Here is a 26150-nt window from a genome sequence, read left to right on the forward strand (position 1 = left end):
CGCCTGGTGACCCGGACGCCTCCTACTGTGCGGGCCGAGTCCGGCGGGGCATGAGCAGGTACGCCGCTACAGCCAGGGCGAGCGGCAGGAGGCTCACGGCCAGCATGGTGAGCCGCAGGCCGTTGGTGAAGTCCAGCCCGAGGTCCAGTCCGGACTGCCGGAGCAGGTTCGGGTCGTATCCGGCAGTGCCCGGACTGTGCGCCATCGCGCTTCGCGTCGCGTCCACGGCCTGATCGGCCTCGGACACCGACATACCGCGCGCGTCGGCGTCGTTGAGCCACTGCCGCTGGAAGAAGAGGTTGAGAAGCAGGAGGTAGACGGCGGGGCCGAGCGCGTAGCCGGTCATTCCGAACGCGGGCTGGACGGAGGCCACGGCACCGGACTTTCCGGGCGGGGCGTGCGAAAGAATGGTCTCGGCCACTGCGGCGGAGGTCACCAGCGAGCCGAGGTTGGTCAGCCAGGTGGCCAGTACGACGATCCACAGCGCCATCGTGGGCGTAGCGGTGGCCGCCATCAGCAGCCCGCCCGCGACCATCACCAGCAGGCCGGTGATGAGGACCGGCCGTGGGGTGTACTTCCCGATCAGGCGCCCGGCGAGGATGACGGCGACCGCGATCGCCAGTGTGCCGGGCAGGAACAGCAGGCCGATCGTGCGCGGGGACAGCGAGAGGATCACACTGCCGAACTGCCCGAGGGCGAAACTGAACCCCGCGACGAGGAAGTTGAGTGTCAGGCTCGCCAGCGCGGCCACGGCGAACGGGCCGCTGCGGAACAGCGACAGGTCCAGGACCGGTTCCGGTGTCCGGCGTTCACGGAGCACGAACAGCACGCCGGCGACCGCACTGATCACCAGCGGCAGCCAGGCCTGGAGCTGGGAGATCCCGTTCTCCGCCTCGGCGACGCCGTGGACGAGGGTCAGCAGGGTGACGCCGACCAGGCTGACGCCGACGACGTCGACTCCGCGGCGCTTCAGGACGGGGGGTTCGGTGACGTACCGGGCCGTCAGCCCGAGCGCGATCAGCGACAGCAGTGGGGCAAGCAGGAAGAGCCACCGCCAGCCGACGGCCTCCACCACCCAGCCCCCGATCGCGGGGGTCACCCCGCACAGCACCATGTCGATGGCCATGAAGATGCCGATGGCCGCCGGCCGTCTCTCCGGCGGCACCGACACCTTGAGCAGGGCCATCGACACGCCCAGGATCGCGGCCAGTGCCAGGCCGTCGAGGAGGCGCGTCACCAGTAGGAACGTGTAGCCGGGGGAGATCGCGGAGAGCAGGTTGACGACGATGTCGCCGATCAGCCCCAGCATCAGCAGCCGCTTGAGCCCGAAGGCGTCCCCGAGACTGCCCACGGCGAGCACGGCGGCGGCCACGACCAGCGTCGCCGCGCCTCCTAGGAACCCGACGACGTCGGGCGGCACGTGGAGCGCCCGGCTGACCTGCGGCATGTTCAGGCTGAGGACCAGCGGGTCGATGGCCGTGATCGCGAAAGCGAGGGAGAGTCCCGAGATGATCGGGAGGATCGCGACAATGGACCGGGGCTCCGCAGTCGACACAGCAGCTCCTCCCGTACCTCGCCTCGCCTCGCCTCGCGTCGCGTCGCGTCGCCGTCGGTCGGCGCCGACCGCTCGCCGACCGACCGTAACCGGGCCACCGCTTCCAGCCCGTCCTCCTCGGGCCGACGCGCGCGGCTCGACACCTGGTCGGACCAGGAGGGTCAGTCGTACGTGACCAGGAGCGCCGGCCCGCTTCGGCGGAGTCGAGGGTGTACCGGGCCATGAGCGACGGACGGCCAGGGTGCTGACCGCCACCGCCACTCCCGCCCGACGCGGCGCATGGGCGGCGGCGAGCTGAACCTGGGCGCGGTGCCGGCGCACCTGGAGGAGTGGTCGAGTGAGATCGCCGCGCAGGCCGAAGCGAACGGGGGACGCATCGCGGAACTGACGGCGCAGCTCGAGGAGTTCGACCGGGGGGCGAGGAGGCCCGGATCACCCGCAGGACCCTGCTCCCGCTGCCCGGTCCGCCGACGCCGACGCCGACGGCCGCGAGGCTGCCGGACAGATCCGGCCGCGATCACGTGCTGTTGCCGGGCTGTGGCTGCGGTGATCTACTCGAAGTAGGCCCAACTCGCATGAATCGTCCTGCTTCGTATCCGATGCGGTACGGCGGGTGAGAGTGGCCGTCTCCCACGGAGAGCCAGAGGTGCCTTGTCGGCGGCCCGGCCCCGAGGGCGGCCGAATCGCGTGCCGCTGAGTCACAGACTGAGTCACAGAGAGGAGCGCGGTGATGGCTTCCGCAGGTTCGAGCCCCGCGCCGCAAGCGGTCAGCGACTGGCGTCGCGAATACGCCTACACACTGGGGGAGCAGGCCTTCGTCTACGGCTTCCCCTACATCTACAACGCCGAGCTGCGCCACGGGTGGGTGACCGAACCGGCCGATCCGAAGATGAGGATGCACTCCGCCGTCGACCACTTCTGGCATGCCCGGACGCTCTTCGATGCCTCCGACCAGGAAGGTCTGGCGCCCAACAACGACACCCTCTACTCGTGCGCCTGGGTCGACCTGAGCACGGAGCCCGTCATCCTCTCGCACCCGGAGATGGGCGACCGCTACTTCACCTTCGAACTCGTCGGGATCACCTCGGACAACTACGCCTACGTCGGTCGGCGTGCCACGGGGCCGCACGCCGGCGACTTCGCCCTCGTGGGTCCGGGATGGGAAGGAGAGCTCCCTGCGGGGGTACGTCGTACGGCGACCGCCCCCAGCCCGTGGATCCTGGTGCTCGGCCGCACTTTGGTCGACGGTGAGGACGATCTGCCCGCTGTGCACGCGCTGCAGGACCGGTACCGGCTGACGCCGCTCCACCTGTTCGGGAAGCAGGGCGTCGTCGTGCCGGAGCGCCGTGACGTGCTGGAGCCCGTCGATCAGGAGCAGGATCCGCTCGCGCCGTGGAAGACGCTGAACGCGATGCTGGCCGAGAACCCTCCTCCGGAGCGCCACGAGATCCTGCTCAGGCAGTTCGCGGAGATCGGCGTGGGCGCCGGCCTCGATGTGCAGGAGCAGCCCGAATCCGTCCAGCAGGGACTGATCGCCGCCGCCGCTGCCGGCCTGCCCATGCTCCAGGAGCAACTGCTCAGCGGAGACTGGGCCAAACTGATCAACGGCTGGCGTTACCCGCCGCCGGAGATGGGTCATTTCGGCGACGACTTCGTCAAGCGGGCCGCGGAGCAGGCCCTGTTCGGTGTCGCCGCGAACGATCTCGAGGAGACGGTGTACCTCGTCGCCTTCGACGACGCGGAGGGCGAGAAGCTGTCGACGGGCCGTTATGAGATCCGCTTCGGGGCCGGGTCGCTGCCCCCCGTCGACGCCTTCTGGTCCCTGACCGCCTATGACGAGACCAGGAACCTGATCGCCAACCCGATCGACCGCTACTCCATCGGAGACCGCACCCGCGGACTGGTCACCGAGCCGGACGGCAGCCTGACCCTCCATCTGCAGCCCGACTCACCGGGCTCCGACCGGGAGAACAACTGGTTGCCCACACCGCAACAGGGCATCTGGTTCGTCGCGCTGCGTATGTACCTCCCACGTCCCGAAGTCATCGACGCGCGCTGGCAGTGCCCGCCGATCAGCCGCGTCGGCTGACCGGCCGACGCCGCTTCGCCGCCTTGCCGGTGGCCGCCTGGGTGCGCGGCTACCGGCGGCAGTTGCTGCGCGGTGACGTACTGGCCGGCCTGACGGTGTGGGCGTTGATCGTGCCGGAGTCGGTGGCGTATGCGGAGATCGCCGGAGTCCCTCCGCAGAACGCGTTCTACGCTGCTCCGATCGCTCTCGCGGGTTACGCGCTGCTGGGGGGTTCGCGCTTTCTGATCGTGGGGGCGACGTCGGCCGCGGCCGTGCTGTCGGCGTCCACCGTCAAAGGCGTCAGCAGTGACCCGGGCGCCGTCGTCGGGTTGTCGGCGGCGCTGGCGGTGATCGTGGGCGCGGTGCTGGTGGCAGCCGGAGCGGCCCGGCTGGGGTTCCTGACCAACTTTCTGGCGGAGCCCGCCCTGGTCGGCTTCCTCTTCGGCATGGCGTTGACGATCATGGTGCGGCAGACGGGGAAGATCCTCGGTGTCTCCAGCGGAGAGGGCGACTTCTTCCAGCGCCTGGCGAAGCTGGTGAGCCAGGCGGGCGACTGGTCGTGGACCACGATCACCGTCGGCGTGGCCGCGGTGGCCTCGCTGCTGCTGCTGGAGCGCCTCCTGCCCCGGCTGCCGGCCTCGCTGATCGTGCTGGCCGCCGGCCTGATCCTCTCCCAGGCCTTCAACCTGCACGCCCACGGCGTGGAGACGGTGGGCAGGATCCCGGCGGCCGTGCCGGTCCCTCACCTGCCCGATATCACGGCCGCCGACTGGACCGAACTCGTCGGCGGCTCCCTCGGGGTGGCGCTGGTCGTCTTCGCCGAGTCCTACAGCATCGCCGGCCGCTTCGCCCGCCTCCACGGCGACGAGGTGAAGGCGGACCGAGAGATGGTCGCGGTGGGCGCGGTCAACCTCGCGGTGGGCTTCTTCCGCGGCTTCGCGGTCTCCGGCAGCGCGTCGCGCAGCGCCGCCGCCGAGGGCGCGGGCGGCCGCAGCCCGATGGTCTCCCTGGTCGCGGCAGTGCTGGTGCTGTTCACCGGGGCCTTCCTGACCTCGTTGTTCACCCCGCTGCCCGAGGCGGTGCTCGGGGCGATCGTGATCGTGGCCGTGAAGGGTTTCCTGCGTGTCGGGGAAATGCGCCGCTACGCCACGCACGACCGGCCCAGCCTCTGGATCGCTCTGACCGCCCTGCTCGGTGTCCTGGTCTTCGATCTGCTGCCCGGGCTGCTGCTCGCGGTACTGATGTCGCTGCTGCTGTTCATCGCCTATTCCAGCACCCCGCGTGTGGCGGTCCTGGGGTTGCTGCCCGGCACCGGCGTGTGGGGCGACCTGAAGGAGCACCCACGAGCCGTGGCCGCACCGGGAATCCTCGTGGCCCGGCCGGACGGGGCGCTCTTCTTCGGCAACGTCAATCGCGTCCGCACGGCCGTGAAGGAGTTGGTAGCGGCATCCGACCGCCCGCCCCGCGCCGTCGTGGTGGACCTGACGGCGAGCTACCGGCTCGGCCTGCCCGTCCTGGACACCCTGGCGGACCTCGCCGCGGACCTCGACCATCAGGGAGTCGAGCTCCATGTGGCTCGGGTCCGGGCCGGCCCCACGCGCTCGCTGTCCCGGCACCCCCTGCACGCGACCCTCAGCCCGGGTCGCCTCCACGCAACGGTGACCGACGCCGTGAACGCGCTGAGTGACGGATGGGGAACGTTGTGACCTGCGAGCCAGGTTGCCGGAGCAGGGACGCGCTGATGTACTCGAAGAGCGGGTGCGTGGGGGAGCACCCGCCCCGGTAACCCCAGCAGGCATGGCGCAGACGCCGCCGCGTGGCGCACCGGGAGGAGCCGGGACACGTCGTCGACGGTCGCCGGTTTCCCCAGTTCGCGTGGTGAGTTCGAGTGGTGACTGCAGGCTGTGCTGTTCAGCCTCACGAGAGGAACGCGATGGCATCCTCAGCCGACAGCAACCATCCCGGGCGACGTCTGCCCCACGATCTCGCCGCGGCGGCGGCCGGCATCGGCCAGGCGGCGGTCTCCACCGGAAGGGCCACTGCGGCGGCCGTACGTCACCCCGGGGACACCATCGACCGCGCCAGGAAGATGACGCGGGCACTGCCCGTCGCATGGCGAGCGGTGAAGCCGACGCTGACCGGCCGGGTGGACGACTGGCGCCGCGAGTACGCGTACACGCTGGGGGAGCAGGCCTTCATCTACGGCTTCCCCTACATGTACAACGCCGTGCTCCGGCACCGGTGGGTGACCCAGAAGCCCGAGACCGAGACGACGCCCTACGCCGCCGTCAACCACTTCTGGCATGCGACCAGGGTCTGGGACGCCTCGGACCGGGAGGGCGTGTCCCCCAACAACGACACGCTGTACTCCTGGGCGTGGGCGGACCTGCGGGAGGAGCCCCTCATTCTCTCGCACCCGGACATGGGCGACCGCTACTTCACCTTCGAGCTGGTCGCCTTCACTTCCGACAACTACGACTACGTGGGCATGCGGACGACCGGATCGACGGCCGGTGACTTCGCCCTCATCGGCCCGGGCTGGAGCGGCGACCTCCCGGAGGGCGTGCGCCGCACGGCGACCGCCCCCACTCCGTGGGTCCTGGTGGTCGGGCGGACCCTCGTCGAGGGCGAGGACGACCGCGCGGCCGTCCACGCGCTCCAGCAGCAGTACCGGTTGACGCCGCTTCACCTGTTCGGCCAGGAGGGCGCCACGCTTCCGGAACGCCGTGACGTGCCGGTACCGGTCGATCCCGCCGAGGACCCGCTCGGGTCGTGGAAGACGCTCAACGCGGCGCTGGCCGAGAACCCCCTGCCGAAGCATCACGACGTCCTGCTCCGGCAGTTCGCGGAGATCGGCATCGGCCCGGGGCTGGATGTCGAGGCGCAACCGGAGCCGGTGAAGGAGGGCTTGATCCGGGCAGCCGCCACCACCGTGCCCATGCTCGAACAGCAGATACTCAGCGGACAGTGGGGCGAGCTGATCAACGGCTGGCGGTACCCTCCTCCGCAGATCGGGCACTTCGGGGACGACTTCCTCAGGCGGGCCGCGGAGCAGTCCCTGGTGGGGATCGCCATCAACGATCCCGAGGAAGCGGTCTATATGGCGGCCTTCACCGACGGCGCCGGTGAGACGCTGGCCACCGGCCGCTACGAGTTGCACTTCGAGCCGGGGATGCTGCCTCCGGTCGACGCATTCTGGTCTCTGACCGCCTACGACGAGGAACGGAACCTGATCCCGAATCCGATCGACAGGTACTCCATCGGAGACCGCACCCGGGGGCTCGTCAGGGACGATGGCGGGGGCTTGAATCTCTATCTGCAGCCGGACTCACCGGGGCCCGAGCGGGAGTCCAACTGGCTGCCCACGCCGCAGCAGGGCATCTGGTACGTCGCGCTGCGCATGTACCTCCCGCGCCCCGAGGTCGTCGACGCGCGGTGGCACTGCCCGCCGATCAACCGCGTCGGTTGACGGAAGGCGGCCACATGGCCTTGAAGGCTGCTGAAAATCTCGGTTCTTGCCCCCGGCTGGGTGGAGTCGGGGGCAACGCACGCAGGCATGCAGGGGGCATGGGCAAAGGAACGGAGACCACCGTCCCGATACGCCCCCGAGAGGCTCCGGATCGGGTGCCTCTCGGTTTCGTGAACATCGACCCGGCCTGATCCAACCGCCCCCCGAAGGTAATGAACAACCGCTGCGGCACTACGCCGAGACGGCTACCAGCTCTGGTCCGGGTTCGCCCGCCGTGCGGGCGGCAAGGTATCGCTCGGCGTCCAGGGCGGCCGCGCAGCCACTGGCGGCGGCGGTGATGGCCTGGCGGTAGGTGTGGTCGACGACGTCGCCGGCGGCGAAGACGCCCGGGACGTTCGTGCGCGTGCTCGGGGACTGCACCCTGAGGTAGCCGTCCCCGTCCAGGTCCAGCTGGTCTTTGAACAGCTCGGTGCGCGGGTCGTGGCCGACGGCGATGAACAGGCCGGTCGCGTCGACGTCGCGGGTGGCGCCGGTGAAGACGTCGCGCAGGACGACGCCGCCGAGCATGCCGTTGCTCTCCTTGATCTCGACGACTTCGCTGTCGAACGCGAACGAGATCTTGTCGTCGGCGAACGCGCGGTTCTGCATGACCTGGGAGGCGCGCAGGGCGGAGCGACGGTGGACGACGGTGACCGAGCGGGCGAATCGGGTGAGGAAGGTGGCCTCCTCCAACGCGGTGTCACCGCCGCCGACGACCACGATGTCGCGGTCGCGGAAGAAGAAGCCGTCACAGGTCGCGCACCAGGACACGCCCCGACCGGACAGCTCCTCCTCGTTCGGCAGGCCGAGCTTGCGGTATCCGGAACCGGTCGCGACGATCACCGTCCTGGCCCGGTGGACGGTGCCGGCGGAGTCGGTGACCTCCTTGATCCGGCCGAGCAGGTCGACGGAGACGACATCGTCTTCGACGATCTCCGCGCCGAACCGCTCCGCCTGCGCCCGCATGTTCAGCATGAGGTCCGGGCCGTCGATGCCCTCGGGGAAGCCGGGGAAGTTCTCTACTTCGGTGGTCGTGGTGAGCGACCCGCCGACGAAGATCGCGCCGCCGAAGACGAGCGGCTTGAGCTGGGCCCGGGCGGTATAGAGGGCGGCGGTGTATCCGGCGGGACCGGAGCCGATGACGATGACCTCGCGTATGCCGGTGTCGGTCACCGAGGTCACGCCTTCTGCTCGGCGTCGATCTCGGCGATCAGGGCCTCGATGCGGGTCTTGATCTCGTCGCGGATCGGGCGCACGGACTCGACGCCCTTGCCGGCCGGGTCCTCCAGGGCCCAGTCGAGGTACTTCTTGCCGGGGAAGATCGGGCAGGCGTCGCCGCAGCCCATGGTGATGACGTAGTCGGACGCCTGAACGGCTTCCGTGGTCAAAACCTTCGGCTTGGCGTCGGCGATGTCGACGCCGACTTCCTTCATGGCCTCGACCGCGGCCGGGTTGACCTGGTCACCCGGGATGGAGCCGGCCGAGCGGACCTCGATCCGGTCGCCCGCGAGGTGGGACAGGAATCCGGCGGCCATCTGCGACCGGCCGGCGTTGTGGACGCAGACGAACAGCACGGAGGCGAGCGGGCTGGAGGACATCGGTTCTTCCTTCGTAGGTCGATCAAGATGTGTGTACGGCAGTCGGGTTCAGATGCTCGGCAGCGAGGCGAGCAGTCCGGTGACGTGGGCGTCGATCTCGTCGCGGATGCCGCGTACGACGGCAATCGGGGCGCTCTCGGGGTCGGTGACCGGCCAGTCCGGGTAGCGGCGGCCCGGCAGTACGGGGCACGCATCCCCACAGCCCGTGGTGATGACGATGTCGGCGGCCCGCACGACTTCGCTCGTCGGCGGCTGGGAAAACGCGTCCGCAAGGTTCACGCCGGCCTCGATCAGCACCTGCGCGACAACCGGCTCGACGTCAGGTGCGGGAAATGGTCTCCGGGGAGAAGCACCCGCGGTGGCGCGGGGCGAGACGGGCGATGCCTGAGGCGAGGCGATCGTCAGGCAGGACCGGGGGCGGAGAGGCGGTCATGGGATCCCCCTTCGGGGCATGGGTCTCCACGTGCGTGGGGATTTGGGTCCCAAGGATCACCCCGGACTGGTATCAGTCTGGAGTGATGTGAGAGTATCAGTCCATGATGATGTCAGTCGACACTGATCTGATGCGGGTTCTCGCGGACCCGGTCCGGCTCCGGATCGTCACCCTGCTCGCCAAGGAGACGCTGTGCAGCACGCACCTGATCGAGGAGACCGAGGTCAGACAGACCAACCTCTCCAACCATCTGAAGGTGCTGCGCGAGGCCGGGGTCGTGGAGACGGAGCCGTGCGGCCGGTTCACCTACTACCGGCTCAAGCCCGATGTCATCGCCTCTCTCGCGGGACAGTTCGCCGCTCTCGCCGAGACGGCGCGCGCCACCGCCGAGAACAACGTCAAGCGGTCCTGCCCCTGACCCGGCGGCCCGTCGCCGTCGCACGCACCGAGGAGTCCTGTTGACCGCCACCGAGGCCACCGAGAACGACAGGGCCGGGGAGGCCGCCGTCGCCTCCGCCGTGACGGGCCACGGCCCGCAGCCGGCCCCGGGTGCCACCCCGCCCCGTACGCCCCTGACCGCGCGGGCGACGGCCGAGTTCATCGGCACCGCCCTCCTGGTCGCCGTCGTGATCGGCTCCGGCATACAGGCCACCGAGCTCACGCGCGATGTCGGCGTGCAGCTGCTGGCCAACTCGATCGCCACGGTCTTCGGCCTCGGCATCCTGATCCTGCTGCTGGGCCCGGTCTCGGGCGCCCACTTCAACCCCGTGGTCACGCTGGCCGAGTGGTGGACGGCACGGCGCGGCGGCGACGGCGTCACGACCCGCGAAGTTGCCGTCTACGTCCCCGCGCAGGTCGTCGGAGCGATCGCCGGTGCGGTCCTGGCCGACGCGATGTTCGGCAAGCCGTTGGTGGAGTGGTCCACCCACGACCGCTCGGCCGGGAACCTCCTGCTGGGCGAGGTGGTGGCGACCGCCGGCCTGGTCCTGCTGATCTTCGGCCTGGCCCGCACCGGTCAACTCCGCTTCGCACCCGTCGCGGTCGCCTCGTACATCGGCGCCGCGTACTGGTTCACCTCGTCCACGTCCTTCGCCAACCCCGCGGTGACGATCGGGCGCACCTTCTCCGACACCTTCGCGGGCATCGCACCCGGCTCCATCGCAGGCTTCGTGGGCGCGCAACTCATCGGTGGCGTGGTCGGCTTGGGCCTGGTGGCGGTCATATTCCGCCCGGCGCGGTCCGCCGAATGACCCGCAGGAAGTAGGCGGCGGTGATCGGCGGCGGTCCGTCCGGGCTCGCCGCCGGTTCTGCCTACGCCGTCCTTGCGGGCCGTTCGAACGGCCCACTCAACCCAGGGAATTGAGCATCTGCCCCATCCCTGCCACCACCGACGGCTCCACCCGGTAGTAGACCCAGGTGCCGCGCCGCTCGGAGGTGAGCAGGCCGGCCGCCTTGAGCTTCTTCAGGTGGTGGGACACGGTCGGCTGCGAGACACCGACGTCGGAGATGTCGCACACGCACGCTTCCCCGCCCTCGTGTGAGGCGACCAGCGAGAACAGCCGGAGCCGCACCGGGTCGCCGAGTGCCTTGAACATCGCGGCGGTCCGTTCGGCCTCCTCGGCGGTCAGGGGGCGCTCGGTGAGCGGCGGGCAGCACGGCACGGCACCCTCGGCAACCTCTGGCTCCAGTAGCGGCAACGCCTTGATGTTCGACATGCGTCTATGTTGACACATGTCGAACCAAGCGGGTGGGGGTCGCTCGGCGGTACGCATGATCAGCGGCCGGGTGGCGGGCCACCCGGGCCGCGTCCCGGCCCGCGCCTCGCGGCGAATTGGACGAGAGGCTCCGCCGTCACCACCGCCGGTGGATCTTGCCGCAGGAGCGCATGGGCTGTGGCGAGTCCGGACCGACCGGCCCCGATGGCGACGACGTCGGTGGGTGCCGTGAAGGAATCCTCGCAGTTTCGATGAACGTCTATGTTGACGCTCATCGATACAGGTGCCATGCTGGGCCGCGCAAGCCATCGACAGATGTCGAAACAAGCAAGGAGTCGCCGTGAACGCGCCCGCCCTTACCGAGCTGCCCGTCGTCGTGGTCGGAGCCGGTCCCGCCGGTCTTGCCGCCGCCGCTCACCTCGTCGACCAGGGCCTGGAGCCGCTCGTCCTGGAGACCGGACCGGCCGCGGGAGCAGCGGTGCGGGAGTGGTCGCACGTGAAGCTGTTCTCCACCTGGGGCGAGGTGGTCGACCCGACCGCCGAGAAGCTGCTTGCTCCGACCGGCTGGACCAGGCCCGACCCGGCGACCTACCCGTCCGGCGGCGACTGGGCGGGGCAGTACCTGGAGCCCCTCGCCGAGGTCCTCGGCGAGCGTGTCCGATTCGGCGCGACCGTGACCGGCGTTTCACGGACCGGCCGCGATCGCATCGTCGACGCCGACCGCGAGAGCCAGCCCTTCGTCGTGCACGTCGAGTATGCCGACGGCCGGGAGGAGCGGATCTTCGCCCGCGCGGTGATCGACGCGTCCGGCACCTGGACCACGCCCTCCCCGGCCGGTGCCAGCGGGCTGCCCGCCCTCGGCGAGAAGGCAGCGGCCGACCGCGTCACCTACCAGGTCCCCGACCTGAAGGACCCCGCCGCCCGGGCCCGCCACGCAGGCAAGCGCACAGCGGTCATCGGCTCCGGAGCATCCGCCTTCACCGCGCTCGCCTACCTGGCCGACCTCGCCAAGGCCGACGACGGCACGGGCACGAAGGCGGTCTGGGTCCTGCGCCGTGGCATCTCCGGTTCCACCTTCGGCGGTGGCTCGGCCGACCAGCTTCCCGCCCGCGGTGCCCTGGGCCTGGCGGCGAAGGCCGCGGTGGACGACGGCCACGCCGACGCGGTCACGGGCTTCCGCACCGACGCCATCGAGCGCGACGACAGCGGCCGGCTGGTCCTGATCGCCGAGGACGGCCGACGGCTGGAGCCGGTGGACGAGGTCATCGTGCTGACCGGGTTCCGCCCCGACCTGTCCTTCCTCTCCGAGGTCCGCCTGAACCTGGACGAGCGCCTCCAGGCCCCGGTCGGGTTGGCACCGCTGATCGACCCCAACCAGCACTCGTGCGGCACCGTCTACCCGCACGGCCACCGCGAACTGTCCCACCCCGAACAGGGCATCTACCTGGTCGGGATGAAGTCCTACGGCCGCGCCCCGACGTTCCTGGCGATGACCGGTTATGAGCAGGTCCGATCCGTCGCCGCCGCCATTGCCGGCGACCTGGAATCCGCCGACCGCGTCGAACTCACCCTCCCGGAGACCGGAGTGTGCGGTGGCGCCGGACTGTTCGACGCCCCCGAGGCCGACCAGGACGCCGGAGGCTGCTGCGCGCCCGCGCCCGCTCTCGTCCAGATCGGTACCGTCCCGGCCGTCGAGTCGGACGAGCAGAACCAAGCGGGCGGTTGCTGCGGCTCGTGACCGACCTCCACGCCCTCACTGACGGGGCCGCGACCGGAAAAGGGGACCGGTCGCGGCCCCGTGCCGCCCTGCCCGCGCTCTGCGCCACCCAGATCACGAGCTGGGGCATCGTCTATTACGCCTTCCCGGTACTCAACCCGGAGATCACCTCCCGGACCGGATGGTCCGCAGGCACCACCACCGCGGCGTTCTCCCTGGCCCTGGTCGTCTCCGCGCTCGCGGGCATTCGCGTGGGCCGCATCCTGGACCAGCGCGGTCCGCGTCTCGTCATGACCGCGGGATCGGTCCTCGGCGCACTGAGCCTGGTGATCGTGGCCGCCGCCCCCGATCCGGCGGTCTTCTTCGCGGGTTGGACGCTGGCCGGACTCGCCATGGCCTCGACGTTCTATCAGCCCGCCTTTGCCGCACTCACCCGCTGGTGGGCCCCGGACCACATCCGCGCACTGACGATCGTCACTCTGGCCGGAGGCCTCGCCTCCACGGTCTTCGCGCCCCTGACGGCCGCGCTCGCCGACCACTTCAGCTGGCGGACCACCTACCTGCTGCTGGCCGCTGTACTGGCGGCCGTGACGATCCCCGCCCACGCCCTGGCCCTGCGCGGCCCCTGGCCCAAGGCTCCGCGCCCTTCCACCAGCCTGGTCGGCGGTACGGCGGCAGTCGCGCGCAGCCGCACGTTCTGGCTGCTGGCCACTGCCCTCACGCTCTCGTCGTTCGCGATGTACGCCGTGGTCGTCGCCCTGGTCCCGCTGCTCCTCGATCGCGGCTACAGCACGACCCAGGCCGCTTGGGCGCTCGGCCTCGGCGGCGCCGGCCAGACGCTCGGCCGCACGCTGTACGCCACCCTCGCCCGCCATATCGGAACCACCGCCCGAACGGTCACGCTCCTCGCGCTCGGTGGTGTGACAACCGCCGCGTTCGCCGTCGTCCCGGGCCCGTACGCCCTCCTGATCGCCCTCTCGATCGCGGCCGGCATGGTCCGTGGCAACCTCACCCTGCTCCAGGCCACGGCCGTCACCGACCGATGGGGCACCAGCCACTACGGCCACCTGTCCGGGCTCCTCACGGCTCCGGCAACCACGGCCGCGGCACTCGCACCGTTCGCGGGTGCCGCCCTCGCGGCACCCTTCGGCGGATACCCGCACCTGTTCGCGTTGCTCGCGGTAATCTCAGGCTTCGCCGCCCTCATCGCCACCGCGACCAGGCCACCACGGCCGTGTCAGGGGGCCGATGCTGCATCCAGGTACAAGGGGTGGAGCAGCTCGCGTCGGTAACGGACTGCGCTGTGTGCCGCAAAACGCTCCTCGCGAGCGGGGCGGGCAGATCCGCACGGTCCGCCCCCTGCCCGGCCACTGATAGGGGTGGGCCGAGACCCCCGAGACGCCGGTCTCAGACGGCCGGACGTGCTTCCCGCACCCGCAGCCGGTGCGCGAGCCGGCCGAGCAGTACGGCGTTGAACAGCCCGGCCAGCGCGGTACCCACGGCGAAGACCAGCGGGCTCAGCCAGGTGAGCGAGGAGTACTCCGCGGGGGTCGACAACAGGAAGGCGAGCAGGCTGAAGGGTGCCGTGGCCATGAGGGGCCAGATCCCGGCGAATCCCGCGTCGGGCAGCACGTACGCGGCGAAGAGGAAGAACCCCAGCGCCGCCGCGACCACGACGAGATAGCCGCGCGCGAGCCAGTTGTCCACCGCGGGCGCCAGCAGCGCCCGGACTCTCCCCGGCCGGGGGTGCTCAGCGGGGGCCGGGACACGGGGGAGGGGCGCGCGGCTGCCGGACGGTCGGGCGGCCGTGGGCTTCGCGACGAGGGCGCCGAGCACGGCGGCGTTCACGAGGGCGCACAGCAGGAGCCATGCGACCCAGAAGCCGGTGGCGAGCACCTCGACCGTCCCGCTGCCCTCGGTGCCGGGGCCGAAGGGGAGGACCACCCCCAGGAAGGAGAGGGGCGCGGTGAGCAGCAGGGGGCCTGCGGCGAAGCCGCTCTCCGGGAAGAGGAACATGACCGCGACGGAAGCGGCGACGACCGCCAGGTAGCCCCGGGCCTGCCAGTTGTCGGTGGCGAGCGCGAGGAGGCGGCGCGGGTCCGGGAGGCTGCGAGAGCGCGAGGCGTCGGTCATCGTGGATCCTTGAGGTCGGTCCGGGTCGGTGGTCTCCACGATGGATCAGGTCACGCGTTCGGGGCTGAGTACGGGTACTCAACCTCGCCTGGGGGTTTCGGGCGCCGCGGACGGGGCCGGTTCGGTGGACGCCGTGCTCACAGTTCGGCGAGCCGATCGAGGACGCGCCCGGGGAGTTCGGCCGCGGTCAGCCGGAACGGGGTCCAGCGGTCCTTGGAGTCCGGTTTCATGGAAGCGGAGAACCGGTAGCGGCCTCTGCTGTTGGGCTCGGTCACCATCGCTTCGAAGGTGGCGCTCGGTATCAGCCAGGCCGTCATGATCGCCCCGCGCTCCACGTCGACGGCGACGAACAGCATGTCCAGGTCGGACCGCGGCTGGAACGTCTGCGACCGCACGAACGCCATCAGCTTGCCCTGCTGGACCTGCGTTCCCGTGGACATCCGGGCTTTGACCTGCACGGCCAGGGTCGTGGAACCGCCCCGCCGGTGGAAGACGAGGTCCACCCCCTCGTCGTCCACGAGCGAGGTGGAGACGTTCAGTTCACCGCCCGTGGCGAGGATGCAGGAGGCCGCGACCAAGTACTCGGCGGCCTTCCCCATCCGCGCGGCGGCCGGGCTCTTCTCCAGGTACTCCTCGTCGTCACTCATGGCGGAAATCTACTGACCGTACGCCAGGTGTCAGGCGTCGGTGGGCCCCGCGCTCTCGCGGAGGATCAGGGCCGTGCCGGCGAACGTCGGAGCGGGGGGCCGGTAGCCGTTCTCCAGCCGGCCGCGCAGGAGGGCGAAGGCGTCGCGGCCGAGGCCCTGGAAGTCCATCCGGACGGTGGTGAGGGACGGGGTGACGAACTCCGCGTGCGGGGCGTCGTCGAAGCCGATGACGCTGACGTCTCCCGGCACCGACCGCCCGGCGTGGTGCAGGGCGCGCAGCACGCCCAGCGCCAGGTCGTCGTTGCCGCACAGGATCGCCGTGACCCCCGGGTCGCGGGCGAGTTCTCGTCCCTCGTCGTAGCCGACCCGCGCGTCCCAGCCCTTGCCGCCGTGGGGTTCGGGCGGGGTGATGCCGGCCGCTTCCAGGGCGGCCCGCCAGCCCTGCGCACGCGGCCCCTCCGAGCGCCGGGTGCCCACCGACGTCGGGATCGCGACGTAGTGGACGGTCCGGTGCCCGAGCTCCAGCAGGTGCGCGGTGGCGGCGCGGGCGGCTTCGCGGTCGTCGGCCCAGACGGCCGGACGGGGAGGGGTCCGGCCGTGTGAGGGCGCTTCGACGACCGCGGCGCACGGCACGTTCTCCGGGACCCGGTCCAGAGCCGAAGCGGCGAGCCGGTCGAAGCCGATGACCATCAGTCCGCCGCCGCCGCCGCCGCCGTCGGCCGCCGCCGAGGAGACGGTGCGGTCCAGGTCGTCCTCGGGCGTCAGCAGCTTCACACCCAGCGAGTAACCCGCGGCGCGGGCCGCTTCCTCCAGGCCCTGGAGGGTGGCCGCATAGCCGTAGAGGGTGGTGTTCGACGTCAGTACGGTGACCGACCGGGTGACTCCGCTGGCCAGCGCGAACGCGGTGGCGTTGCGTCGGAATCCCAGTGCCTCGATGGCCGCCTCGACCCGCTTGCGGGTCTCCTCGCGGACGTTCGGGTGGCTGTTGATGACCCGTGAGACGGTCTGGTACGAGACGCCGGCGGCCCGGGCGACGTCCCGGATGCTGGCCGCCTTACGCGGTTCCGGTCCGGGATCCGAGGGACTGCCGAGGCTTGTGTGACCGGTCACATCCATGTCACGATTGTGATCGGTCACAATGTCGACCGTCAACAGGAACCCCTGATCTGCCCGGCGATCGTAGCAGCGCACCCTGCGCGCCCTGCGCGCCGACGGACGCGGAGCCGCCGGGCGGGAGGCGCGGAGCCGCCGGGCGAGGCCGGCGGACGACGGGGGAGGGGCCGGTGGACGATCCGGGCGGGATCCGCGCGACATCGCCTATCGCCCATCGCGGTCCGTCGGACGCTCGCACCCCGCGGCGCGTCCGGACATCGCGCGCTGCGGCGCGTCGGACGCTCGCACCGCAACGAACCGCGAACGGCGCACCGCAACGAACCGCGCACCGCACACCGCACGCATCGGAGACCGCGCACCGCGACGAACCGCGCACCGCACACCGCACGCATCGGAGACCGCGCACCGCGGTGTACGTGGGAGACCGCACACGGCGGAAGGGGAAACCGCGTTGACCATCGCCGACGAAGCAGCCGAGAGGTCACTTGTCTGGTCGCACGAGGCCCTTGGGCTGCACGCCTTCGTGGATTCCGCCGGGTCGGTCAGGCTGGGCGTGCCGGGGCGGGACCGGGCCTGCCTGCTTCCCCTGGTCGAGGTCACGGCCACGGGGCACGGCCGGACCTGGTCGGGGGAGCGCTTCATCGACACCGCCATCGGCGACCGGCTGACCTACCGGGACCACGAGACGGTCGACGAGGGGGCCTGGCAGCGCACGACGATCCGGCTGGCGGATCCGGCGACCGGCCTCGCCGCCGACATCACCCTGCGGACCCGCCCCGGCGCCGGCTTCCTGCGCTCACAGGTGCGCCTGGTCAACGAGGGCCGCGCCCCGCTCCGGCTGGAGAGCGTGTCGACCCTGGTCGTCGGCGGCATCGTGGACGACTCGGGCGCGCCGGACGGCCTGACCCTCCACTGGGCGGACAACGACTGGCTCGCCGAGTGCCGTTGGCGGCACAGCGCGTTCCGCGACCACGTCGTCCCCCTGAGCCGGGCCGCCCACGGCCACGAAGGGCGCGGCTGCTTCGAGCGTTACTCGCAGGGCAGTTGGTCCTCGGGGCGGCACCTGCCGATGGCCGCGCTCACCGACGACCGGACTGGCCGGGCCTGGCTCTGGCAGATCGAGTCCAGCGCGGGCTGGCGTTACGAGACCGGTGAACGGGAGGGCGCCGCCTACCTTGCTCTCTTCGGGCCCGACGACTCCCACCACCAGTGGCACCAACTCCTCGCTCCCGGTGAGGAGTTCAGCACCGTCCCCGCCGTCCTTGTCCGGGCCGGGACCGGTGGCCTGGACGCCGCGTTCGGCGAACTCACCGCCTACCGGCGCCGGATCCGCCGCCGTCACCCGGACCACACGACACTCCCGGTGATCTACAACGACTACATGAACACCCTGATGGGCGACCCCACCACCGAAAGGCTCCTGCCGCTCGTCGAAGCGGCGGGAGCCGCCGGTGCCGAGGTCTTCGTCGTCGACGCCGGCTGGTACGACGACGACGCCCGGGGCTGGTGGGACGCCGTCGGCGCCTGGGACGCCTCGGACAGGCGTTTTCCGGGCGGCATCCAGCAGGTTCTGGACGCCGTCAGAGCGCACGGGATGACCCCGGGGCTCTGGCTGGAGCCCGAAGTGGTCGGTGTGCGCAGCCCGTTGGCCGACACCCTGCCGCCCGAGGCGTTCTTCCGTCGGGGCGGGGTCCGCGTCACCGAACACGGCCGTCACCACCTGGACCTGCGCCACCCGGCGGCCCGCGCCCACCTCGACCGGGTCGTCGACCGGCTCGTGGCGGAGTGGGGGGTGGGTTATCTGAAACTCGACTACAACATCAACATCGGCCCCGGCACCGAGAACGGCGGCGAGAGCGCCGGCGCCGGGCTGCTCGGGCACCACCGCGCGCACCTCGACTGGCTCGGCTCCCTCCTCGACCGGCACCCCGGACTCGTCCTGGAGAACTGCGCGTCGGGCGGACTGCGCATGGACTACGCCCAACTCGCCGTCGTCCAGATCCAGTCCACCAGCGACCAGCAGGACCCGCTGCGCTACCCGCCCATCGCCGCCGCGGCCGCCACCGCGGCAACCCCGGAGCAAGCCGCCGTATGGGCCTACCCTCAGCCGCACTTCGGCCTCGACGAGATCGCCTTCACCCTCACCGGCGCGCTGCCGGGCCGCATCCACCTGTCCGGGTTCCTCGACCGCATGAGTCCGGAGCAGTTCGACCTCGTCCGCTCGGGCCTCTCCGCCTACAAGGCGCTGCGCGCGGAGATCCCCGACAGCCTGCCGTTCTGGCCGCTCGGGCTGCCCTCCTGGGAGGACACCTGGCTGGCCTACGGCTGGCGCGGTCCCACCACCAGCTGGCTCGCACTGTGGCGACGAGAGCCCGCCGCGGGACAAGGGAGCGTTCCGAGCCGCCGCGACCGGCCCCCGGCCGACGACAGCACCTGCACCTTCACGGTCTCCCACCTGCGCGGCAGCCACCTCCGCCCCACGCCGCTCTACCCCGCCACGGCCGACGCGAACGCGACCTGGGACGCCGTCGACGGGCAGCTCACCGTCTCCCTGCCCCGCCCCGGCACCGCCGTGCTGCTCCGCCTCGACACGGCGTCACCCCCGCCGGAGGGCACACCGCCGGGCCCCTGACCGGCGGGTCGCACGCGTCATCGTCCTCCCGCGCGGGCCAGCGCGTCCTCTGCCTGCGCGGCGAGGGCGCCGACGAGATCGGCCGCGGAGGGCAGGTCGTCGATGAGGTCGATGCCCTCGCCGGCCCACAGCGGCAGAGCGGGGAACTCGCCCCGTGCCACGCCGTCCTGATAGGCCTGCCCGGCTTCGGGGTCGGCGGCCGGTTCCGCCTCCCGGCCCCGCCATCGGTCGAGAAAGGGGTGGCCGAGCGTACGGGCGGTGTACCGCGACGGCCACCGGGAACCCCGGGCGGTGTCGAGCACGCTGCTGCGCTCGGTCTCCTCTCCGCGTCCCCGGACGATGGCCCTGGCCGTAGAGGGGGCGACCAGGGCCTCGGTCGTGGCCTGGAAGCGGGTGCCGAGGAGTGCCCCGGCGGCGCCCAGGGCGAGCGCGGCGGCCACCCCGCGGGCATCGGCGATCCCGCCGGCCGCGAGCACCGGCACCGGTGCCGCCAGGTCCACCACGACCGGCACGAACGGCAGGGTGGACCGGCCGTGCCGGGCGCCGTGCCCCCCCGCTCTCGGTTCCCTGCGCCACGATGACGTCGGCGCCCAGGTCCACCGCCCGTCCGGCCTCCGCCAGATCGGTGACCTGGATGATCAGCGCCGCACCGGCCCGGCGGACGCGTTCGGCGTACGGGCTCGGGTCCCCGAACGACAGCATCACCGCCCTGGGACCGTGCTCCAGCGCGTGCTCCACCGCCGCGACGTCGATCCGCCAGGTCAGAAACCCGATCCCCCACGGCCCTGTGGTGCCCTCGGCCACGAGGGGCAGCTCGCGGGCCAGCCAGTCCCGGTCGCCGTCGCCGCTGCCCAGCAGTCCGAGCCCGCCGCCGCGGGAGACGGCCGCCGTCAGCGCGCCACCGGCCGAGCCGCCCATCGGCGCCGACGCGATCGGATGCCGCACACCGAACAACTCCGTGAAGGCCGTCGACAACGTCATGCCTTCATCTTCGCCCTCGCCGGGGCGCAAGGGCATCGGTTCCGTGCGGCACGGTGCGAAGGGCGGCGACTCGGGCGTCCGGCACTGTCAGAGCGAGGCGCTAGGGTCCACCTGGTCGCGTCACCTCCCTTGGGTGACAACGTTTTTGACTGTCTATCAGGAGCGGAACGCAATGAGCTTGCAGGCCACCTTCGCCGACTTCTCCGTCGACCCCGCCCGGCTGTCCAACGCCGTGGTCAGGCAGGACCGGGCCGAGTTCGGCGGATCCCACCTGACGCTGGGCGCGGGCGCAACGGTGACGCTGGACTTCGAGGTGGCGGACCCGGAGGACATCCCCGAGGCGACGCTCACCGTCACGGCCCTCGTCTCCAGGCTCGGCTCCGCACCGGGCTACGCCCCGATCGACGTACTCGTCCAGGGCGAGGCGCTGGCCGAGGACCTCACCGTGCCCGGCGGCGGAGACCTTCCGCAGGACAACGTGTTCGCGGTGCCGGCCGGCATGCTGAAGCCGGGGACCAACACCCTGGAGATACGCGCTTCGGCCGAGGCGCGCAGCATGCTCCGGCTCTACCGGATCACCCTGGACTCCGTCGACGAACGGGGTGCCTCGGAGCGCGCGCTGGCGGCGCTGGCCGCCCGGAACTCGGTGTTCGCCTACCGGACGGAACTCCGCGCCGCCCACGACTCCTCGGCGACGTCCTGGCAGGAGGCCCCGCGGCTGGTGTTCCACCTCGACCGGGACGAGCACTCGCTGCCCGCGCAGCTCGGCTGGCGAGGGGAGGACGGGACCGAATCGGCCATCAGCTTCCAGTCGAACATGTCCGACTTCCACGGCTGCCACCGCACCGCCGACGGTACGGCCTACGAGTACCGCGGCCGCCTCACCGGCGGCTGGTCCTTCCCCGAGGGTCTCGAGGAGACGTCGGCGGCCGGGCTGCACCGCTTCCGCACGGAGGAGGGACATGGCGGTGGCTGGCACAGCTCGCACGAACTGCGGTTGCTGGTGGACGACGGTGTGGCACCCGTGGAGCGGGTGACCTGGCGTGACCAGCGAGGCAACTCCGGAGTGGTCATGCTCCAGACCGTGCCGGGCGAAGCCGTCACCGACGCCCGGGTGGCCGACGTCGAGGCGAGCGACGAGTTCGAGGAAGTGGGGGAGACGGCGGACAACCTGTTGAACGGCTCCCGGTCCAAGTGGCTGGCGCACGACGACGCCCCCCGGCTCCACTTCACCCTCGCCCACTCCGCGGTCGTCACCTCCTACACGCTGATGTCGGCGAACGACAGCCCCGATCGCGATCCGCGCGACTGGACCCTCGAGGGCTCGTACGACGGCCGTACCTGGACGCGCTTGGACTCCCGCGCCGGGGAAACCTTCGACAGCCGCTTCGAGACCCGGGAGTTCCGCCTCCGCGCCCCCGCCTCGGGCTACCGCCACTACCGTCTCGACATCACCCGCAACTCCGGCGCGATCGAGACCCAGCTCGCCCGGGTCCGCTTCGTCGAAGGCGCCGTCGGCCGGGCGTTCACCGGTTACTACCAGCGCCACAACGAGGGCCCGATCGGCTATCGCGGTACGCCGGTCCCCGCACCCGCACCGGCATCCGCGCCCCTCGCCATCCCGGCGCCCCTGCTGGCCGCCGACCTGGAGGCGGCCGTCCGGTCCCTGACCGACACCGCCCAGACCCTGGCCGCCCTGGCGTCCCGCCTCCGCGACGACTGAGCGAGGCGGCCGCAGCCGCGGTCCGGCGGTCAGTCGCGCGTCGCGTAGACGATGAGGTTGTTCACCGGGTGTCCCTCGGCGTCGAAGTCGCCGTCGCAGGTGATCAGCCGCAGGGCTCGGTCGGCTGTCGGGCCGTAGACCTTCTCGGTGGGGAAGGCGCTCTTGGCGACGCTCTCGGTGCCCGTGACGGAGAAGTGTGCCGCATCTCCTCGTGCGTCGGTGACGGTGATGTCCGCGCCCTCGGTGATCTTGTTGAGGTCGTGGAAGACGGCCTTGCCGAACCGGGTGTCGTTGTGGCCGATGATGACGGCGGCACCGGGCTCACCGGGCACGGCGCCGCCGGTGTACCAGCCCGCGGTCATGCCCTTGTCGGCCGGCGGGACCTCGACGGTGCCGTCCGTGTCGAGGCCGAGCTCCATCAGGGGGCTGGTGATCCCGAGCGAGGGGATGGTCACCTCGGCGGGGGCCGGCGGCTGCCCGGCCCGCGGCGCGCCGCCGGACGCGGGGGTGCCCGCGCCGGCGGAGGCCCCCGGGGTGGCCGCGGCGGCGGTCTTCCCGGCGGCGGACGAGCAGCCGGTGAGCACGGCCAGCGCCACGGGTACGACGAGGGCGACGCGGACGAGCCGGGCGGTGGCCGGGGCCGGCCGGGTGGCGCTGCGGGGTACCGGACGGTGTACGGGGGACATGACGGGCTCCAAGCGGGGTGGGTGCGTGCGCGGCGACACACGGACGCACGCGGGGGTGCGAACGCGTCCGCGGAGGTGAGCGGGGCTGAGCGCGGGTACGCGGCGACACGCGGGCGCCGACGGAGGCGAGCGGGGGCCGTGGCGGTACGCCGCGGTGCGTGCGGACATACGGCGATGCGCGATGGCGCCGCCCCTGCAGGGCGGCGCCATGGTGTGTCGGTCGGTGCGGGGTCAGGCGTCGGTGCGGCCGGCGGCGCGGCGGCGTACGACGAAGGTGCCCGCGCCCGCGAGCAGCAGGGCACCCGCGGCCGAACCGACGAGAGCCGTGGTGCCGGAGCCGCTGTCGTCGGCCGTGGCCTCGCCCGCGTCGACGCCGCCCCGCGGCAGCTGCTTGGCGTCCTCGCCCCTCTTGGCCGCCGCGGCCGCTTCCTCCTTCGCCTTGGCCGCCTTGTCGGCTTCGGCCTTCCGCTCGGCCACGGCCGAGTCCGTGCCCGTGGCCGGCGCGGACGCCGCCGGGGTGGGGTCGTCCGCGAAGGCCGCGGTGGCGGGGGCGAGCAGTGCGCCGCCCGCGAGGGCGGTCAGTACGGCGAGACGCAGGATGGGACGGCGGGACATGTGTGACTCCAATTCCAGCCCGGCCTCGGTGGCCTCGGGCGTGACCGAAGACTTGCCGTCACTTGTGAAGAAGCTGTCAGAGCGTTGTGGTCATCGCATCAGGGTCGTTGGTGTCAGGGTCGCCGGGCAGGGCCGTACGTGCGGTCAGGGCCGGACGGCCGTTTCCTCGTCTGCCCTCGGCCGCTCGGCGTCCTCGTCGGTCATGGTCGGCAACCGCAGGGTGAAGACCGAGCCCTGCCCCTCGGTGCTCGTCACGCTCACCGTGCCCCCGTGCGCCTCGGCGAGCTTGAGCACGATCGCCAGCCCGAGGCCGCTGCCGCCGGTGCTGCGGTTGCGGGACTTCTCCGCCCGCCAGAAGCGGTCGAACACATGCGGGACGTCGCCCGCCGGGATGCCGCTGCCGGTGTCGGACACCTCCACCGCCACCTCGTCCCCGCCCTTCGAGACGTACGGACGCAGCGTCACCCGGCCACCGGGCGGGGTGTGGCGTACCGCGTTGGAGAGCAGGTTGCCGACGGCCTGGCGCAGCCGGACCGGGTCTGCCTCGACCGGCGGCGGGGGAGGGGAGCCGGGCGCCGTGGCGACCTCCAGGGCCACGCCCGCGGTCTCGGCCGGCCCCTGGTGAGCCGCGGCGACCTGGCCGAGCAGTTCGTCGACGAACACCGGCTCCAGATGCAGCCGCAGCGCGCCCGCTTCGGCCGCCCCCAGGTCCTGCAGATCGTTGATGAGGTGCTGGAGCTGCACCGCCTCGTCGAGGAGGGAGGAGACGAACGCCGGGTCGGGCTCGGCCAGTCCGTCGTGCGCCGCCTCCAGCCAGCCACGGATGTTGCTCAGCGGGGTACGCAGTTCGTGGGCGACGTCGCTGACCATCACCTTGCGCTGTTCCTCCAGCCGGGTCCGGTGCGCGGCCATGTCGTTGAAGGCCAGCGCCAGCCGTCCGATCTCGTTGTCCGGGCCGACCGGCACCGGCGCCGAGTCCAGGCCGTCCCGCATCCGCTGGGCGGCGCCGGTGAGCGCGTGCAGCGGGCGTACCAGCCGGGTTCCGGCGATCACCGAGGCGCCGACGGTGAGGGCGAGGACGAGGGCCGTGACCCCGGCGATGCGTGCGGTGTTGGCCGGGGAGAGGTCGAAACCGGGCACGCTGACGGCGCCGGGGCCGTCGATGAACAGCAGGGCGGGCGCGGCGACATAGGCCGTGAGCTGTTCCCGGCGGGCGCTGCCGACACAGGCGGCCACCGCCCGGTCGTAGCCGCTGCCGCGGGCCTGCGCCGCGCCGTCGGCGGGAACGCCCGCCGCGGCCCTCCTGTCCTCGGCTGCCTTGTCCTCGGCCGTCTTGTCCTCGGCCATGCGCCGCTCGATCGCCTCTTCCTTGGTGATGCCGGTCTCGGGCACGGGGACGGGCGCCGACGAGCCGACATCCGTGCCCTCCTGTCCGTATCCCCGGTCCCAGGACAGATCCAGGTTCAGTTTCACGCCCGTACGGCCCTGCCGTTTCAGACAGGCGTCGGCGAGCTGTTCCAGCGCGCGCAGGGCCTTCTCCTCGGTCGCGGTGGTCGCGGCGCCGTCGACGGACAGGCACTTCAGCTCTCTGTCGCGGTCGGTGCCGTCGCTCACGAACCGGACCCAGGGCCGCCCGCTGGGGCTGTCGACGACATCCGCGGCGATCCCCATCCCCGCGAGGCACTCCGCGCTGCGGGCGGTGGCCCTGCGCAGGACCGTTCGTTCCTTCGCGGGCAGCAGGAACGGCCCGACGGCTCGTGGGTCGACGCGGTCCGTGCCGACGGGTACGGCGTCCGGCACCAGCACGGTGTCGACCGACAGCGGGTCGACGACCGCCGAAGCCTGCGTCGGCAACTCGGCGGTGGGCGCGGTGCCGGCGGCGGAGTCGAGGAGCGGCTGCCGGTCCTCGGTGGTCAGCACGATCCGGCGCCCGGACTCCCGCGCCAGGTCCCGTACCGTGCCGCCGACGCCCGCCCAGTCGGGATGGCCGGCCGCGTAACCCAGCAGGGTGTCGTAGATCCGCGCGTCGGTGCTGAGGTTGCGCCCCTGCTCCTGACGGATCGCGACGGAGGTCGTCTGCACGGCGAGCCAGGCGGTGGCGGCGACCGAACAGGAGGCCACCAGCGCCGACACGGTGAGCAGTCGGCCGAGCAGGCTCTTGCGGAGCGGCAGCCGCGTCCGGCCCGTCCGCCCTGGCCCCGACCGCTCGTCACGACGACGCACGGCGGGCTCCCTTGGCGGGGTCGGTCAGCTTGTAGCCGACGCCGAAGACGGTGAGCAGCCGAACCGGCCGGCGCGGGGCCCGCTCGATCTTCTTGCGCAGATGCATGACGTGCACATCGACGGTGCGGCCGCTGATGTACTTGTCGAAGCCGTGCAGCTCCGCCAGGAGCCGCTGCCTGGTGAACACCCGGTCGGGCTCCGCCGCCATCGCGGCGAGGATGCGGAACTCGCCGGGCGTGCACACGACCGGCGCCCCGCCGACCGACACCTCGTGCCGGACCGGATCGACCCTGAGCGTGCCGACCGTCAGCGCGTCGTCGGCCTCGGCCGGGGCAAGGGCGGCGGGCGCGGTGCCGGGATCGGCGGCGGGGGAGGGGGCCGCGGTGCGGCGGTTGCGGCGCAGCAGGGTGCGGACCCGGGCCACCAGCTCACGGGGGCTGAACGGCTTGGTCATGTAGTCGTCGGCGCCGAGATCCAGCCCGAGCAGGAGATCGTCCTCCGTGCTGCGGGCCGTCAGCATCAGCACCGGTAGCTGCCGGTCCTCCGCGCGCAGGATCCGCACCACGTCGAGGCCGTCGGCCCGGGGCATCATCACATCGAGGACGAGCAGGTCGGGCTCCCGGTGCCGGACCTCCTCGAGAGCCGCACGGCCGTCCTCGACGACCGTGACCGCGTGGCCCTCGTGCTCGAGGTAGCGACGCACCAGTTCTGCCTGCTTCGCGTCGTCTTCGGCGACCATGATGTTTGCGCACACGCCGAGGATCGTAGCGAGCGCCCGAACCGGCACCTCGGCAAGTCGACTC

General features: G+C 71.8%; 22 protein-coding genes and 1 pseudogene. 9 read left to right on the forward strand and 14 right to left on the reverse strand.

Annotation, left to right across the window (positions count from 1 at the left end):
• Window positions 1–22: 22 nt before the first annotated feature.
• Window positions 23–1555: an MFS transporter gene (locus OHU34_RS28665; protein ID WP_405768955.1), complete on the reverse strand. Its 1533-nt coding sequence runs from the start codon at window positions 1553–1555 to the stop codon at window positions 23–25.
• Between the two features lie 730 nt (window positions 1556–2285).
• Here OHU34_RS28665 and OHU34_RS28670 point away from each other — a divergent pair.
• The 3 genes from OHU34_RS28670 to OHU34_RS28680 all read left to right on the forward strand — a co-directional run bounded on the left by OHU34_RS28670 (window position 2286) and on the right by OHU34_RS28680 (window position 7092).
• A complete protein-coding gene (locus tag OHU34_RS28670; protein ID WP_142264145.1) occupies window positions 2286–3644 on the forward strand; it encodes a DUF1254 domain-containing protein in 1359 nt (452 codons plus the stop codon).
• On the forward strand, window positions 3617–5329 hold the full coding sequence (locus OHU34_RS28675) for a SulP family inorganic anion transporter (protein ID WP_142264144.1): 1713 nt from the start codon (window positions 3617–3619) through the stop codon (window positions 5327–5329). The genes OHU34_RS28670 and OHU34_RS28675 overlap by 28 nt, the downstream gene beginning before the upstream one ends.
• Before the next feature lie 227 nt (window positions 5330–5556).
• Window positions 5557–7092, forward strand: coding sequence for a DUF1254 domain-containing protein (locus OHU34_RS28680; protein ID WP_142264143.1), 1536 nt, complete (start codon window positions 5557–5559; stop codon window positions 7090–7092).
• Between the two features lie 231 nt (window positions 7093–7323).
• On the opposite strand, the gene trxB is transcribed toward OHU34_RS28680, so the two are convergent.
• Genes trxB through OHU34_RS28695 form a run of 3 tightly spaced genes read right to left on the reverse strand, consistent with a single transcriptional unit; the run spans window position 7324 to window position 9026 of the window.
• Window positions 7324–8313: a thioredoxin-disulfide reductase gene (trxB, locus tag OHU34_RS28685; protein ID WP_200839672.1), complete on the reverse strand. Its 990-nt coding sequence runs from the start codon at window positions 8311–8313 to the stop codon at window positions 7324–7326.
• On the reverse strand, window positions 8310–8729 hold the full coding sequence (locus OHU34_RS28690; RefSeq protein WP_142264142.1) for an arsenate reductase ArsC: 420 nt from the start codon (window positions 8727–8729) through the stop codon (window positions 8310–8312). The genes trxB and OHU34_RS28690 overlap by 4 nt, the downstream gene beginning before the upstream one ends.
• Before the next feature lie 48 nt (window positions 8730–8777).
• Window positions 8778–9026: a hypothetical protein gene (locus OHU34_RS28695; RefSeq protein ID WP_235034487.1), complete on the reverse strand. Its 249-nt coding sequence runs from the start codon at window positions 9024–9026 to the stop codon at window positions 8778–8780.
• Window positions 9027–9265: 239 nt separating this feature from the next.
• Between OHU34_RS28695 and OHU34_RS28700 the strand changes: the two genes are divergently transcribed.
• Both OHU34_RS28700 and OHU34_RS28705 read left to right on the forward strand, forming a co-directional pair.
• Entirely contained in the window at window positions 9266–9580 is a 315-nt protein-coding gene (locus OHU34_RS28700; protein ID WP_142264141.1) for a helix-turn-helix transcriptional regulator, read from the forward strand.
• A 40-nt stretch (window positions 9581–9620) separates the two neighbouring features.
• On the forward strand, window positions 9621–10412 hold the full coding sequence (locus OHU34_RS28705; RefSeq protein WP_142264140.1) for an MIP/aquaporin family protein: 792 nt from the start codon (window positions 9621–9623) through the stop codon (window positions 10410–10412).
• Window positions 10413–10508: 96 nt separating this feature from the next.
• On the opposite strand, the gene OHU34_RS28710 is transcribed toward OHU34_RS28705, so the two are convergent.
• The gene (locus tag OHU34_RS28710; protein WP_142264139.1) at window positions 10509–10877 is read right to left on the reverse strand and encodes a helix-turn-helix transcriptional regulator; all 369 of its coding nucleotides are present in this window, start codon (window positions 10875–10877) and stop codon (window positions 10509–10511) included.
• A gap of 340 nt (window positions 10878–11217) precedes the next feature.
• Between OHU34_RS28710 and OHU34_RS28715 the strand changes: the two genes are divergently transcribed.
• Complete coding sequence (locus OHU34_RS28715; RefSeq protein ID WP_405768963.1) at window positions 11218–12615, forward strand: NAD(P)-binding domain-containing protein; 1398 nt, start codon at window positions 11218–11220, stop codon at window positions 12613–12615.
• Complete coding sequence (locus OHU34_RS28720; protein WP_405768965.1) at window positions 12612–13886, forward strand: MFS transporter; 1275 nt, start codon at window positions 12612–12614, stop codon at window positions 13884–13886. The genes OHU34_RS28715 and OHU34_RS28720 overlap by 4 nt, the downstream gene beginning before the upstream one ends.
• A 115-nt stretch (window positions 13887–14001) precedes the next feature.
• Here the strand turns inward: OHU34_RS28720 and OHU34_RS28725 are convergent, their stop codons facing one another.
• The 3 genes from OHU34_RS28725 to OHU34_RS28735 form a co-directional block, all read right to left on the reverse strand.
• Window positions 14002–14727 (reverse strand): SCO4225 family membrane protein, encoded by a 726-nt coding sequence (locus OHU34_RS28725; RefSeq protein WP_230196870.1) that lies wholly within the window; start codon window positions 14725–14727, stop codon window positions 14002–14004.
• Window positions 14728–14864: 137 nt separating this feature from the next.
• A complete protein-coding gene (locus tag OHU34_RS28730; RefSeq protein WP_230196871.1) occupies window positions 14865–15374 on the reverse strand; it encodes a hypothetical protein in 510 nt (169 codons plus the stop codon).
• Between the two features lie 30 nt (window positions 15375–15404).
• Window positions 15405–16490 (reverse strand): LacI family DNA-binding transcriptional regulator, encoded by a 1086-nt coding sequence (locus OHU34_RS28735; protein ID WP_405768968.1) that lies wholly within the window; start codon window positions 16488–16490, stop codon window positions 15405–15407.
• 448 nt (window positions 16491–16938) lie between these two features.
• On the opposite strand from OHU34_RS28735, the gene OHU34_RS28740 reads away from it, so the two are divergent.
• Entirely contained in the window at window positions 16939–19119 is a 2181-nt protein-coding gene (locus OHU34_RS28740) for an alpha-galactosidase (RefSeq protein WP_405768970.1), read from the forward strand.
• Window positions 19120–19136: 17 nt separating this feature from the next.
• Here OHU34_RS28740 and OHU34_RS28745 read toward each other — a convergent pair whose 3' ends face one another.
• Together OHU34_RS28745 and OHU34_RS28750 are read right to left on the reverse strand one after the other, a co-directional pair.
• Complete coding sequence (locus tag OHU34_RS28745) at window positions 19137–19631, reverse strand: nitronate monooxygenase (RefSeq protein WP_268827147.1); 495 nt, start codon at window positions 19629–19631, stop codon at window positions 19137–19139.
• 91 nt (window positions 19632–19722) lie between these two features.
• Window positions 19723–20136 (reverse strand): annotated as a pseudogene (locus OHU34_RS28750) (nitronate monooxygenase); the annotation flags it as partial.
• 136 nt (window positions 20137–20272) lie between these two features.
• On the opposite strand from OHU34_RS28750, the gene OHU34_RS28755 reads away from it, so the two are divergent.
• Window positions 20273–21823: an alpha-1,2-mannosidase gene (locus tag OHU34_RS28755; protein ID WP_200839670.1), complete on the forward strand. Its 1551-nt coding sequence runs from the start codon at window positions 20273–20275 to the stop codon at window positions 21821–21823.
• A gap of 29 nt (window positions 21824–21852) precedes the next feature.
• Here the strand turns inward: OHU34_RS28755 and OHU34_RS28760 are convergent, their stop codons facing one another.
• The 4 genes from OHU34_RS28760 to OHU34_RS28775 all read right to left on the reverse strand — a co-directional run bounded on the left by OHU34_RS28760 (window position 21853) and on the right by OHU34_RS28775 (window position 26086).
• Window positions 21853–22509 (reverse strand): class F sortase, encoded by a 657-nt coding sequence (locus OHU34_RS28760; RefSeq protein ID WP_142264133.1) that lies wholly within the window; start codon window positions 22507–22509, stop codon window positions 21853–21855.
• Between the two features lie 231 nt (window positions 22510–22740).
• Window positions 22741–23124 (reverse strand): hypothetical protein, encoded by a 384-nt coding sequence (locus OHU34_RS28765; protein ID WP_142264132.1) that lies wholly within the window; start codon window positions 23122–23124, stop codon window positions 22741–22743.
• 144 nt (window positions 23125–23268) lie between these two features.
• Entirely contained in the window at window positions 23269–25347 is a 2079-nt protein-coding gene (locus OHU34_RS28770; RefSeq protein WP_142264131.1) for a cell wall metabolism sensor histidine kinase WalK, read from the reverse strand.
• Window positions 25334–26086, reverse strand: a complete 753-nt coding sequence (locus tag OHU34_RS28775) for a response regulator transcription factor (RefSeq protein WP_142267812.1) — start codon at window positions 26084–26086, stop codon at window positions 25334–25336. The genes OHU34_RS28770 and OHU34_RS28775 overlap by 14 nt, the downstream gene beginning before the upstream one ends.
• Window positions 26087–26150: the final 64 nt, after the last annotated feature.

This window comes from Streptomyces sp. NBC_00080, assembly GCF_045041255.1.
Classification (GTDB): domain Bacteria; phylum Actinomycetota; class Actinomycetes; order Streptomycetales; family Streptomycetaceae; genus Streptomyces; species Streptomyces coriariae.